A 13,306-nucleotide genomic window follows, 5' to 3' on the forward strand; every position below is an offset into this window, starting at 1 on the left:
ATATTATAGCCCCTTGTAACGTTTAGCTAACTTTACCCGTATGCCCAATTATGAACTGTGATATGAAAAAAATATTTACACTGTTATGCTTTGCTCCGTTTATTGCCATGCTTGCCGCCGGCTGCGTTAAAAAGCCGGACGAGAATGCCGCGCAACTTATTATCCCGTACGGCAATTTTAAAGGACAGTTTATGCGGGTGCATTACAGTCGTACTACCAAAAAATATGATACCGTGAGGTGCAATCTGGAGTTATCGCTTGATGCTTATTTAAAAAAATTTAAAGTGACCGGGGACACTACTACCGTGCATGCCGGCAGCTATGGCACCTACACCATAGATGAATTTTACATTGGGTTTAACGACTTTACCATGGCTACCGCCGACGGCAAAAAAGCCCACCTCACCAGCGGTTACCGCTACGGTTATGATGGCGACATTTTAAAGATACAGGCCGTGCAAGACACACTGGGTTTTTACTACAACTTAAGGTACTCCAAACTATAGTCATTAAAAGCCATCTACCAGATGGCTTTATTTTTTTACTATTATTTTTTCATCGCTTGTAACGTTATCGGTCCTGTTTGCGTAATCTATAGCAAAACAGACAAGCGATATCAGTACCTGTACTCAAATATTAATGCATCCACCCGCAAGCGTGGCCGAAACTGAATTGATAGGCCACTGCAAACAAGGCAGTCTTAAGCACCAGGAAATGCTGTACAAGCATTACTATGGCTTTGCTATGGGCGTGGCGTTACGCTACTGCTTAACGCGCGACCATGCTTTGGAGGCGGTGAACGATGCCTTTATAAAGGTTTTTAACGGCATAGGCAATTACAATACCGACAGGCCTTTTAAAGCTTGGCTGCGCACCATCATTGTAAATACAGCCATTGACAGCCGCCGCCGCGAGTTAAAACACCAGCTGACCACCGATCTGGATGACGCGGCGCCGATACGGTCGGGCACGTTCATCATAGAGAACATTAATGCACAGGATATTTTGAAACTGCTGGATGCCCTACCCGCTATCCAGCGCACGGTCTTTAACATGTACGAGATAGATGGTTACAGCCATGACGAGATATCGGCCGAGTTGAATATCCCGGCCAGTTCGGCAAGGGTATATCTGGCGCGGGCCAAAGAGAAATTAAGGAAATTAATAGTTGCGATATAACATGGACGAGGATAAACTACATCAGCAACTTAACGATCGCATCAGGGAGGTCTTCGACGATCTCGAAGACCCATCAGCCGACGAAGGCTGGTTGTTGTTGCGCGAAAAGTTCCCGGCCAAGGCTAAAGAGCGTAGCCTGGCCTGGTTGTGGTATGCCGCTGCCGCGGTGGTGTTACTAGGTATTGGATTATGGTTCGGCACGGGCAAAGATCAGCCTAAACAACAGGTTGCGCAAAACACCGCGCCTGCTTTAAAGCAGACCGAAAAGGTTGAGCAAGCGATAAAGCCTGCCGATAGCAAGCAAACCACTGAGGGTGCCCCGGTGAGCTCAACACCATTTGCAGTTAAGCCGACCGATGCCACAGGTAAGATCGCTCAGTCACCTGCGCGTTATACTGCAAAAAATACAAGGCCAGTTTCCGGCAGGGAAAAGACAGGTAACATCGCAAGCAATAAGCCGGCGGCGCAGTCGAATGCGACCGATGAGCAGGCCAACGCGCAAGAGAAGCCTACCCAACCCGTTAAAGAAGGATACATTGCCGCAAACCAACCCAAACAAAACAACACTGTAGCAGAACAAACAAAGGAAATAGCTACGGGTAATACCGGCGTTGATCAGGTGTTTGATAATAAAACTAAAACCGATACCAAACCGGTGATCACCAATTCGGCCGAGGCTATGGCGCGGATGCTGGCTATGGACAAACCGGTAATCGATAAGGAAAAGAAAAACACTAAAGCCGATAAAAAAGTGGTGATCGGCCTGTACGCAGGCACTTTCTTTAACTACGCCGATGGCAGCGAGAACCGGGTTAACGTGGGCGCAGGGCTAAGCTCGGACGTTAACATCACAAACCACATTAAACTGACCACGGGTATAGCTATTGCCCAAAACTCGTTAAACTACAATTACGACACCTACAAGGGCAGCCAGCTTTATGCGACTGCGCTAAAAGTTGGCCTTAGTAATGCTTATGCCGACAACAGCAACGCATATGGGTCTGGATTATCTTACACAGCACGGATCCCTAAAAACTACCGTGCCAGCCTGATAGGGGTAGATATACCGCTGAACTTAAAATATCAGTTCGACCCTAAAAAGAACGACACTTTTATTTCGGCGGGGGTTAGTTCGGGTACTTTTTTGAATGAGACCTACGTATCCGAATTCAGCAACGGTAATGTTAGCGAAAAACAAACCACCCAGGCTACCTTTAGCGAGTTCTACCTGGCCAAAACGTTGAACGTCTCTTTCGGTGTAGGTTATCCGCTGGGTAAAAACCACCGATTGGTGGTCGAACCATTCCTTAAATACCCTTTGGGTGGCTTAGGTTTAGAGCAGATCAAATTCGGGTCCGGCGGTGTCAATCTGAGGTTCAATTTTTCGGGAGCAAAAAAGCAGTGAAGGAGATGTGAGATTAGAGATTAGAGATTAGAGATTAGAGATTAGAGATTAGAGATTAGAGATTAGAGAGGAATGCAGGCGATCGTATTAGGTTTTAGAGGAATGTGGGTTCTCGTAAATTCTCACCTGATATCTAATTAACTAACCTCTAATTAACTGACCCTACTTAAACTTAATAGCCTTCACCGGCGATATGCGGCTTACCAGCATGGATGGCAGGATGAGGATGAGCAGCGATACGGCCAGCGTACCAAGATTCAACGCTAATACATCGGCCCATTCTAATTGTATCGGTACAAATTTCATGTAGTAAGATGCCGGGTCGAGTTTGAAGGCATGCGTATGGTATTGCAGCAAGCTGAGGCCTATCCCCAGCAGATTGCCTAATAACAACCCAAGACCGATCAGATAGCCTGCGTTGTACAAAAATATCTCCTGTATCTTCCAGTTGTTGCTTCCCAGGGCTTTCAGTAAGCCGATCATGGTGGTGCGTTCCAGTATCATTACCAGCAGGGCCGATATCATATTGATCACCGCCACAGCCAGCATTAAAGCGATCAATACATTGGTGTTGGCATCCAGCAAATGCAGCCACTCGAACAATTGCGGATAAGTATCTAAAATGGTGATCGACCGCAGATCTACCGGGATCACGTCCCTGATGGTTTTATTGGATCGGTGCAGTTTTTCAAAATCGGCTACACGCACTTCATAAGCGCCAACCTCGCCCGGTTTCCAGTTATTCAGGAGTTGTATAACTTTCAGCGAGCCTACCGCATAGGTCTTGTTAACCTCCTCAACCCCGGCATCGTAAATACCGGTGATAAAGAACTTACGCTTACGCGGGTGATCGCCCATCATAAAATACATCACAAAGCTGTCGCCCATTTTTAGTTTAAGGCGGGTGGCCGTGTAAGTGGATATCATGATCTGATCCTTGCCCGATGTATCGGCGGGATCTATCGGCTTACCCGATACCATATTTTCGGCAAAAAAGCGGCGGTCGTAATCGGTATCCACACCTTTCAGCAACACGCCCTCTATCTCGTTATTGGCCCTGATGATACCCGCCTTGGTAGCAACTGCCGATACGCCGGTGACAAATGGCTTAGCCTTGATCTGCCGGATGACCGACGGACTGGTGCTGAAGGATGAGTTTTCGTACGATGTGTTCAGATCGTATTTGATCACGGAGATATCACCGCCAAAACCGCGCACCTTGCCGCGTATCTCTTGCTTAAAGCCCTTTACAATGGCAATGGTGAGGATCATTACGCTTAGGCCCAGCATAATACCAATAATGGCAATACGAACGATCAACCGCGAAAAAGTGCGCTTTGATCTGAAGCTGATGCGGGCGGCGATGAAGGTGGAAAAACTCAAGTGGTGTATTATTTGTATTTTAACAAAGATGCAGAATTAAGCCCGAAATGGCGTTATTTTGCTTCGGGTTAACGATCTGCTTATTTAACACCACAAGAATGAAGATCAGCACACTTTTGTTTTTACCTATATTGATGGTTTTAGGCGTTAAGGCACAGCCCATAATGCCGGTGAAACCCGCGCCCACACCAATGCCGCATTTAAACCCGGTAACACCATCAAAAGACGATGACGTTTACGGCGACGGCGACGACCTGAGGTACAGCAAAGTACCAACCGCTAAAAACTTAATGACCGGCGCCGACCAGACCTGGCTTTACATCCATTACCTGAAAGGTAAAAAAGTGGGCATGGTTATCAACCAAACATCGGTCATTGGCAAAAAGAATACTTTTAGCGTAGACAGTTTGGTAAGTCTTGGTGTAGACATTAAAAAGATCTTCGGTCCGGAGCACGGTTTCCGCGGCAATGCGGCCGACGGCGGTAAAGTGGAAGATACCATCGACCCAAAAACCGGCATCCCTGCCCTATCCCTTTACGGTAGCCGTAAACACAAACCCCGCCCCGATGACTTGAAAGGATTGGACGTGTTGATATTTGATATGCAGGACGTTGGCGCGCGCTTTTACACCTATATCACCACTATGCACTACGTAATGGAGGCCTGCGCCGAGAACAACATCGAACTAATGATACTGGATCGCCCAAACCCTAACGGCTATTTGGTGGACGGTGGTGTGTTGGATACCGCTTTCCGTTCGTCTGTGGGGATGCACCCGATACCGATCAGTCACGGTATGACCTTGGGCGAGTATGCCCAAATGATCAACGGCGAAGGCTGGCTGAAAGGTGGCATAAAATGTAAGATCAAGGTGATCAAGGTAGCTAATTATATCCACGCCATGCGGTATAGGCTCCCCGTGAACCCGTCGCCTAATTTGAGCACTTACCAGTCGGTGATATTATACCCGAGCATTTGCCTTTTTGAGGGGACTACGCTGAGTCTCGGTCGTGGTACGCAATTCCCTTTCCAGGTGGCAGGTGGCCCGGCATTGAAAGGACAATACCAATTCGCGTTCACCCCGCAGCCGATCGCGGGCGTAAGCGACAACCCGCCGCTGAAGGGACAGACCTGCTACGGCATAGATCTACGTAAATATGACCTTGAAAAGCTATTTAAAAGTGGTAAATTGAACCTGTCGTGGATCATTACGCTTTACAAGCAAAGTCCGGACAAAAGTAAATTCTTCAACGCCTATTTCACTAAGCTGACAGGGTCCGAAGAATTGCGTAAACAGATAGAGGCTGGCCAAACGGAGGAACAGATCCGTATAAGCTGGGAGCCTAAACTGAGTCAGTTCAAACTGATGAGGAAGAAATATCTGCTGTATAAATAAATTACACAACACCTCTCCCAAACTCTCTCCGAGGGAGAGGGCTTTAAAAATAGTTCTTCCTTTAGGGAGGGTTGGGAGGGCTTACACTTATGAGAATAGTATTTATGGGTACGCCCGACTTTGCGGTAGCATCGTTAGAGGCATTATTAGATTCGGGCGCGGACGTTGTTGGTGTGGTTACCGCACCTGATAAACCCGCCGGCCGCGGCCAAAAACTGAGCGAGTCGGCGGTAAAGCAATTCGCCGTATCGCGTGGTATACCCGTACTTCAACCCGAAAGGTTGAAAAGCCCCGAGTTTTTAGCGGAGTTAGAAGCTTTAAAACCCGAATTGCAAGTTGTGGTTGCCTTCCGCATGTTGCCGCAAGCGGTATGGTCTATGCCACCCAAAGGGACCATCAATCTACACGGATCTTTACTACCACAATATCGGGGTGCTGCCCCAATCAACTGGGCTATCATTAACGGCGAAAAAGAGAGCGGCGTAACCACCTTCTTCTTGAAACAGGATATCGACACCGGCAATATCCTGTTTACTGAAAAAGTCACCCTTACGGGCGATGAATCAGCGGGCGAACTGCACGACCGCCTGATGTATAAAGGTGCGGGACTGTTAGTAAAAACCGTAAAAGCGGTAGAATGCGGCAAATATCAGGAGCACCCGCAAGAGAGTTTTGACCTGAGCGATATTAAACACGCGCCCAAGATATTTAAGGACGATTGCAATATCGACTTCGCCCAATCGGTTGATGTGGTATACAACCGCATCCGCGGCTTAAGTCCTTACCCAACCGCCTTCACCACGTTGAATGGTAAAACATTAAAAGTATTCGCTACCACTAAAACACTGACCGAGCCGGGCATATCGCCAGGAGCCTTTTTGACCGATAATAAAACGTTCCTGAAGTTTGCTTGCAAGGATGGTTTTATCAGCGTGACCGATGTGCAGTTAGAGGGTAAGAAACGCATGGGTGTTGAAGAGTTTTTGAGAGGTGTGAGGTTGTAGAGACGCAAACTATTCTAATTCTCTATTTGGAGAGGGGCGCGTAAGGCACGAGCGCAAGCAGGGAGGGGTTAGCCACAATGCAAAGCTGACCAACCCCTCCCTGCCATTTTAACACCGCCCAACGCGCCACTCCCCAAGCAGGGATTTAGGAACAACCGTTGGTTCAACCCCCTCCCCCAAAACATCCCCCCAATTCCCTCGTTATAACCTTTACCCGTATTATTACGTACATTCGTAATAATTACAAGAAATACCTATGTCTAAAAAGAAAAGTAATTCTTCGTTCAAGACGGTCCTCACCCAAATGGTGATGGATGTTTTTGAGAAGAATGGAAATGAACCATTGAACTACAAGCAGATATCTGCTGCACTTAATATACGCGACGACGCGCGTGAAGCTATTATCGAAATACTTAAAGACGAAACTTTTGCCGGCACGCTTAAACAAGTGTCACCTGGTAAATATCAACTGCTGGAATTGAAGACCTTCATAGAAGGCAAAGTAGATCTGACCAACGACGGCTCGGCCTTTATCGTAACCGACGAACCCGAAGAGAACGATATCTTCGTCGCGCCGCGCAAATTAAAGAACGCCCTGCATGGCGACCGCGTGAAAGTTTACGTTTATGCTAAAAGCAAAGGCAAACGCAAAGAGGGCGAGGTGATCGAGATCATTAAAAGAAACAAGACCGAGTTTACCGGTATCGTGAAACTATCTGAGCGTTTCGCATTTTTTGTGCCCGACGACCGTAAGATGATGCACGATATCTTCATCCCCTTAGAAGGACTGAATGGTGCCAAGAATGGTATCAAAGCTGTAGCTGAGATTACCGATTGGCCAACGGACGCTAAGAACCCTATCGGCCGTATCAAACAAGTATTAGGTGCCCAAGGCGAGAACGATACCGAGATGAACGCCATTTTGGCCGAATACGGTTTCCCGACATCCTTTCCTAAAGAGGTTGAGGATGAATCAGAAGCGATACCTGATGTGATCACTCCCGAAGAGATCGCCAAACGCCGCGATTTCCGTAATACGCTGACAGTTACTATCGACCCTGTTGATGCCAAGGACTTTGACGACGCGATATCTTACCGTGTGCTTGATAACGGCAACTTTGAGGTAGGTGTACATATTGCTGATGTCGCGCATTATATTATACCTGACTCAGCATTAGATAAAGAAGCTTTTGAGCGTGCGACGTCGGTTTACCTGGTAGATCGCGTGATCCCGATGCTTCCTGAAAGATTATCTAATGGGTTGTGCTCACTGCGTCCTAAGGAAGATAAGTTATGCTTTGCAGCGGTTTTTGAATTGGATACCGAAGCGCATATCGTTACCGAATGGTATGGCAAAACGGTGATCCACTCCGATCGTCGTTACTCGTACGAAGAGGTGCAGGAAATATTAGAGGCCGGCACCGGCGAGAACAGCGACGCACTACTGCAGTTGAACGCTTTGGCCCATAAACTGCGTGATGAGAAATTTAAACACGGTGCTATCAGCTTTGAGACCAAAGAAGTAAAATTCACCTTGGACGAAAAAGGCAAACCGATCGGTGTTTATGTGAAAGAGCGTAAAGACGCCCACAAACTGATCGAGGATTTTATGCTCTTAGCTAACCGCAAGGTGGCAGAGTACGTAAGCAAACTGGGCAAAGGCAAAAAGAAATATACCTTTGTTTACCGCGCACACGATCAGCCTAATGTGGAAACGTTGGGTAACTTCGCTACGTTTGCCGCAAGGTTCGGGTATAAGATCAATATGAAATCGGGCAGGGAGATCGCCAAGTCGCTTAACTTTTTGATGACCGATGTTGAGGGCAAAAAAGAACAGAACGTGTTGACCCACCTCGCTATCCGTAGCATGGCCAAGGCGATATATACCACTAAAAGTGCAAGCCACTATGGTTTAGGCTTTGATCATTATACGCACTTCACCTCGCCGATCCGTCGTTACCCCGATGTAATGGTGCACCGTTTGTTGTTCGAATACCTGAACGGCGGCAAGAGTGCTGATGCAGAGGCTTACGAAAAACTATGTTCGCACAGTTCGGCTATGGAGAAAAAAGCGGCCGACGCCGAACGTGCATCAACCAAATACAAACAGGCTGAATACCTGCAAGATAATATCGGCAGCATCTATAACGGCATCATTTCGGGCGTTACCGAGTGGGGTATGTATGTAGAGATCATCGAAAATAAATGCGAGGGCATGATACGCTTGCGAGATATTAGTGACGATTTTTATACCTTAGACGAGAAAAATTACGCCATTATCGGTCAGCGTAAAAAGAAGGTTTACCAGTTAGGTGACGAGGTGCGCATCAAAGTAAAAAATGTGGATCTGACCAAAAAACAGATAGATTTTTCTTTGGTGCTGGATAAATAGTGGCAGGTCATCCCGAACTTGTTTCGGGAACCCACGGGACGGGTGATCAGCTTGTGAGAGATATGCAAACTGAATTGCATGATGGGGTGCCGAAACAAGTTCGGCATGACTTGTAGAAAGGTGACGACAACACCATATTGTATTAATGAAGGATCTTAACGAATTACAAAGTATTATATCCAAAGCAGTTGCGGAGACTAAATACCCCTCCCAACCGCCCGACCTGTACGAACCTATAAGCTACATCCTGTCGCTGGGTGGTAAGCGCATGCGCCCTGCCCTGTTGCTAATGGCCTGCGACCTGTTCGGCGGCGACGTGAACAAAGCCATTAAAGCAGCTTTGGCTATTGAGGTGTTCCATAACTTCACGCTGATGCATGATGATATTATGGACAGAGCCCCCCTGCGTCGCGGCAAGATCACCGTGCACGAAAAATGGGACCAGAACGTAGCCATCCTATCCGGCGACGCCATGATGGTAGAAGCTAATAAATTGATGCTACAGGTCGACGATGCGATTCTGCGCCCGGTGATGGACATCTTCAACGAGACCGCGTCCGGTGTGTGCGAAGGGCAGCAATACGACATGAGTTTCGAAAGCCGCGACCGTGTATCGGCTGATGAATATATCAATATGATCCGCCTGAAAACCTCGGTGTTATTAGGCGGCGCGCTAAAGATCGGTGCCCTTATCGGCGGCGCGACTGAAAAGGATGCCTCGCTCCTTTACACCTTCGGCGAGCAATTAGGCGTAGCCTTCCAACTACAAGACGATATCCTTGACATATACGGCGACCCCGAAAAATTCGGCAAGCAAGTAGGCGGCGATATCCTGGCCAATAAAAAAACCTTCCTGCTCATCCGCGCCCAAGAATTGGCCGACGACATCACCGCCACCGAACTACAGAACTGGCTCGACACCGTCGACCCGGACCCGCAACAAAAAGTAGCCGCCGTAACCGCCATTTACAATAAACTCAACATCCGCCAATTGGCCACTGAAACCATCCAGATCTACGCCGGCCGTTCGTTCGCCACACTTGATGAACTGGACCTGCCCGATAGCCATAAGCAATATTTACGCGCTTTTGCAGATAGTTTATTGGTGAGGGAGTATTAGGCTCAGTTGGCAGTTTTTAGTTTGCAGTGGGCATTTTAACCACTAAGGACACGAAGATTTTCACAAAGGTCACAAAGCCTTGCATAACTAAGTGCAAAGCTTTGTGACCTTTTGTTTTCCCACCTTTGTGCACTTTGTGGTTAGCTCATCAAGCCGAAATTCTTTGTAACATCCACAAAACAATTTTGGAAATATCAAACCAATTTCCTTATTATTGTTAAACATTGCAATCGATTGCATAATCGGAAAAATGTTAACCTTTGTAAACTTTCATAAACCAAAACATGAAAAACGTTACCAAAACCATTCGCGGTATCGCGATAATGGCGGGCTTGTGCGGGATGTGTTGTCGGTCAACCTCTTCGCCAACACTTCCAACGGTGGAACCCGTTCCGAAAGTCCTGATTTTTTCAAAAACCGTAGGTTTTCATCATAACTCTATCGAGGTAGGTGTACCTGCCATAAAAAAGCTGGGGACCGAGAACAAATTCGATGTAGATGAAACCAAAGAAGCTTCTCAATTCACTACCGACAATTTAAAACGATACGCTGCAGTGGTTTTCCTCAGTACCACCGGCGACGTGCTCAACTCTGAGCAGGAAGCAGCATTCACAAAATACATTCAAGGTGGAGGTGGTTTTGTGGGTATCCACGCTGCGGCTGATTGCGAATACGATTGGCCGTGGTATGGACGTTTGATAGGCGCTTACTTTAAAGGCCACCCGGCAACACAAAAAGCAGATCTTATGATCGTAGACGCAGAACACATAGCGACTAAACATCTTCCTACTATTTGGGAACGAGTGGACGAGTGGTATACTTTTAAAGCCGCCCCTAAAAATGTGCACGTGCTGATCAATATAGACGAGAGAAGTTATGATGTTAGCGACGACCTCAAAATGGGCGACGAGCACCCGATGGCCTGGTATCATGACTATGACGGCGGCCGGGCATTCTACACCGAGTTGGGTCATACCGACGAGTCTTTTGCCGACCCGCTATATCTGCAACACATCCTCGGCGGCATTAAATACGCCATGGGAAAAAAAGCACCTAAAAACTAAGCTATCGATATCACCATTACATGAATAAGAAACAGACCCTATCGCTTGGCGGCATGATGTTGGGCGCGGCCATATTGTACACCTGCAGCACGCCCCGTTACGTTAAAAACAATCCGGTCCAGCGTGATGCGGACGGCAAAATAGCCGTCAACCGTAAGCCTAACCCTGCGCCGATGTCACCCGAGGAGAGTATGAAGAATATCTACCTCCCTAAAGGCTATCACCTGCAATTGGTAGCGAGCGAGCCGATGGTGAGCGAACCTGTGGCTATTGCCTGGGATGGCAACGGACGGATGTTCGTTTGCGAGATGAATACCTACATGCAGGATATTGACGGCACGGGCGAGAATAAGTCGCTTAGCCGCATCAAACTTTTGGAGGATACCAATGGCGATGGCAAGATGGATAAGGCGACCATCTTTATCGATAGCCTGCTGCTGCCACGCATGATATTACCGCTGGACGGTCGTCTGTTAGTGAACGAGACCTATAACGAGAATATTTACAGCTACGAGGATACCAATGGCGACGGCAAAGCCGACGTTAAAAAGATCGTTTACAAAACCGATGTAGCCGATACCCGCAACCTGGAGCACCAGCGCAGCGGGCTGCTTTGGAATCTGGATAACCGCATTTACGTGACCGTTGATGCTACCCGCTACCGTTTTATGAACGATAAGCTGATCCCTCAACCGATGATCGAGTCGGGAGGCGGGCAGTGGGGTTTGGCTAACGATGATTATGGTAAACTTTACTTTTCATCTGCCGGTGGCGAGAATCCTGCTTTTAACTTTCAGCAGCCGCCGCATTACGGCAGCTTTAACTTTAATGATCAGTTCAATGACGAGTTTCAGGCGGTATGGCCTATCGTGTCTACGCCGGATGTGCAGGGCGGCCCGCAGCGTTACCGTAAGGATGACAGCACACTTAACCACTTTACGGCTTGTAATGGCCAGTCGATCTATCGTGGTGATAAATTACCTGCCGATCTGAAAGGCGACCTGATCATATGCGAACCGGTGGGCCGTTTGGTGCGTAGGGCCAAGGTGGTAAATACTAATGGCAAGATCACGTTGGTGAACGCCTATCAAAAAGAAGAATTTATGGCCTCGGCCGACTTGAATTTCCGCCCGGTCAACTCGGCTACCGGCCCGGATGGGGCGCTTTATATTGTGGATATGTACCACGGCATTATTCAGGAGGGCAACTGGACACGTAGCGACAGCTATCTACGCCCGCAGATCCAAAAGAAAGGTTTGGATAAAAATATCGGGCGCGGTAGGATCTACCGAGTAGTTTACGATGGCTTTAAAGACCCTAAAAAACGCCCGGACCTATTGAAAAGGTCATCGGCAGAATTGGTTCCCGAATTAGCCAACGCCAACGGCTGGTGGAGAGAGACCGCCCAAAAACTACTGGTATTACGCAAGGATGCAAGCGTAGTGCCTCCATTAGAGTCGATGGTTAAAACTAACCTGTCGCCAATGGCGCGTATCCACGCCTTGTGGACACTGAATGGTATGGGCGCGCTAAACAAAGATGTTTTATTCTACGCTTTTAATGATGCGGACGCTCAGGTGCGCAAAACGGCAATTTGGGCAAGTGAGGACTTCCTGCCTGAAAATACCGACGAGGTAATGGCCAAAATAGAGCCGTTAAAATTAGATCCGAACGCCAACGTGCGTATGCAAGTAGCCTTGACCTCCCGTTTCATCAAGTCGCAAAAGGCGGATGATGTGGTGGCCTATCTGCGCAAAGCCCCGGCAAGTAACGCGGCTTTCGTAGCGTCGCAAGCTAAATACGAACGCCTGTTAGCCGACCGCGAACGTTCGGCTCGTAACGCCCGCGCCATGGCCGATGCCGAAAAGAAATTGGTTCTGGATGGCGGCGTGATCTTTAAACAGCTTTGCCAAACCTGCCATGGCAGCGACGGCAAGGGCATCACCGTAGGCAGCAGCACCCCTGCCCCGGCTTTGGCTAATAATAAAGACGTAGTTGGTGATCCGGAAAAACTGATCAAGATATTACTGCATGGCTTAAAAGGTCCTGTCGACGGTAAAACTTACCCTGACGTGATGCCTGCCCTCGGCCATAATGACGACGCCTACATTGCATCCGTCATCAGCTTTATCCGTAACGACCTGGGCAACAAAGCCAAAGTAGTCACGGCAGCCGACGTTAAAAAAGTAAGAGAGAAAACCCAGGGCCGCACCACCAACTGGACCATGGACGAATTGAATGCTAAATAAAACCTATACACCGCATCATCAAAAGCCGCCTCTGCAAAGGAGCGGCTTTTTGTGGTTTTTAGGGATTATCTCTCACTAAACTCTACTTCTAAACGGGTTTTAAACACCTACCC

At 48.0% G+C, this 13,306-nt stretch carries 10 protein-coding genes; 9 read left to right on the forward strand and 1 reads right to left on the reverse strand.

Going from position 1 to position 13,306, the window contains the following annotated elements; translation table 11 throughout:
• The first annotated feature begins 62 nt into the window (after positions 1 to 62).
• From IRJ16_RS21860 to IRJ16_RS21870, 3 genes are all read left to right on the forward strand, one after another.
• The gene (locus tag IRJ16_RS21860) at positions 63 to 506 is read left to right on the forward strand and encodes a hypothetical protein (RefSeq protein ID WP_194113959.1); all 444 of its coding nucleotides are present in this window, start codon (positions 63 to 65) and stop codon (positions 504 to 506) included.
• A 133-nt stretch (positions 507 to 639) separates the two neighbouring features.
• Complete coding sequence (locus IRJ16_RS21865; RefSeq protein ID WP_194113961.1) at positions 640 to 1,179, forward strand: RNA polymerase sigma factor; 540 nt, start codon at positions 640 to 642, stop codon at positions 1,177 to 1,179.
• A 1-nt stretch (position 1,180) separates the two neighbouring features.
• Entirely contained in the window at positions 1,181 to 2,584 is a 1,404-nt protein-coding gene (locus IRJ16_RS21870; protein ID WP_194113963.1) for a porin family protein, read from the forward strand.
• Positions 2,585 to 2,746: 162 nt separating this feature from the next.
• Here IRJ16_RS21870 and IRJ16_RS21875 read toward each other — a convergent pair whose 3' ends face one another.
• Positions 2,747 to 3,967 carry an ABC transporter permease gene (locus IRJ16_RS21875; RefSeq protein ID WP_194113964.1) on the reverse strand — a complete coding sequence of 407 codons (1,221 nt, stop codon included), beginning with the start codon at positions 3,965 to 3,967 and terminating at the stop codon, positions 2,747 to 2,749.
• A 98-nt stretch (positions 3,968 to 4,065) separates the two neighbouring features.
• Here IRJ16_RS21875 and IRJ16_RS21880 point away from each other — a divergent pair, with 98 nt between their 5' ends.
• From IRJ16_RS21880 to IRJ16_RS21905, 6 genes are all read left to right on the forward strand, one after another.
• Entirely contained in the window at positions 4,066 to 5,364 is a 1,299-nt protein-coding gene (locus IRJ16_RS21880) for an exo-beta-N-acetylmuramidase NamZ family protein (RefSeq protein WP_228080410.1), read from the forward strand.
• Between the two features lie 89 nt (positions 5,365 to 5,453).
• The gene (gene fmt, locus IRJ16_RS21885) at positions 5,454 to 6,368 is read left to right on the forward strand and encodes a methionyl-tRNA formyltransferase (protein WP_194113966.1); all 915 of its coding nucleotides are present in this window, start codon (positions 5,454 to 5,456) and stop codon (positions 6,366 to 6,368) included.
• Between the two features lie 256 nt (positions 6,369 to 6,624).
• A complete protein-coding gene (rnr, locus tag IRJ16_RS21890; protein ID WP_194113968.1) occupies positions 6,625 to 8,760 on the forward strand; it encodes a ribonuclease R in 2,136 nt (711 codons plus the stop codon).
• 145 nt (positions 8,761 to 8,905) lie between these two features.
• On the forward strand, positions 8,906 to 9,880 hold the full coding sequence (locus IRJ16_RS21895; protein WP_194113970.1) for a polyprenyl synthetase family protein: 975 nt from the start codon (positions 8,906 to 8,908) through the stop codon (positions 9,878 to 9,880).
• A 284-nt stretch (positions 9,881 to 10,164) separates the two neighbouring features.
• Complete coding sequence (locus IRJ16_RS21900) at positions 10,165 to 10,944, forward strand: ThuA domain-containing protein (protein WP_228080412.1); 780 nt, start codon at positions 10,165 to 10,167, stop codon at positions 10,942 to 10,944.
• Between the two features lie 20 nt (positions 10,945 to 10,964).
• Positions 10,965 to 13,193, forward strand: coding sequence for a DUF7133 domain-containing protein (locus IRJ16_RS21905; protein WP_194113972.1), 2,229 nt, complete (start codon positions 10,965 to 10,967; stop codon positions 13,191 to 13,193).
• Positions 13,194 to 13,306: the final 113 nt, after the last annotated feature.

This window comes from Mucilaginibacter myungsuensis (assembly GCF_015222005.1).
Lineage (GTDB): Bacteria > Bacteroidota > Bacteroidia > Sphingobacteriales > Sphingobacteriaceae > Mucilaginibacter > Mucilaginibacter myungsuensis.

Excerpts from the sequence above, each read along its gene's own strand:
- IRJ16_RS21860 (WP_194113959.1), top strand. The coding sequence starts at position 63 with ATGAAAAAAATATTTACACTGTTATGCTTTGCTCCGTTTATTGCCATG.
- IRJ16_RS21865 (WP_194113961.1), top strand. The coding sequence starts at position 640 with ATGCATCCACCCGCAAGCGTGGCCGAAACTGAATTGATAGGCCACTGC.
- IRJ16_RS21870 (WP_194113963.1), top strand. The coding sequence starts at position 1,181 with ATGGACGAGGATAAACTACATCAGCAACTTAACGATCGCATCAGGGAG.
- IRJ16_RS21880 (WP_228080410.1), top strand. The coding sequence starts at position 4,066 with ATGAAGATCAGCACACTTTTGTTTTTACCTATATTGATGGTTTTAGGC.
- fmt (WP_194113966.1), top strand. The coding sequence starts at position 5,454 with ATGAGAATAGTATTTATGGGTACGCCCGACTTTGCGGTAGCATCGTTA.
- rnr (WP_194113968.1), top strand. The coding sequence starts at position 6,625 with ATGTCTAAAAAGAAAAGTAATTCTTCGTTCAAGACGGTCCTCACCCAA.
- IRJ16_RS21895 (WP_194113970.1), top strand. The coding sequence starts at position 8,906 with ATGAAGGATCTTAACGAATTACAAAGTATTATATCCAAAGCAGTTGCG.
- IRJ16_RS21900 (WP_228080412.1), top strand. The coding sequence starts at position 10,165 with ATGAAAAACGTTACCAAAACCATTCGCGGTATCGCGATAATGGCGGGC.
- IRJ16_RS21905 (WP_194113972.1), top strand. The coding sequence starts at position 10,965 with ATGAATAAGAAACAGACCCTATCGCTTGGCGGCATGATGTTGGGCGCG.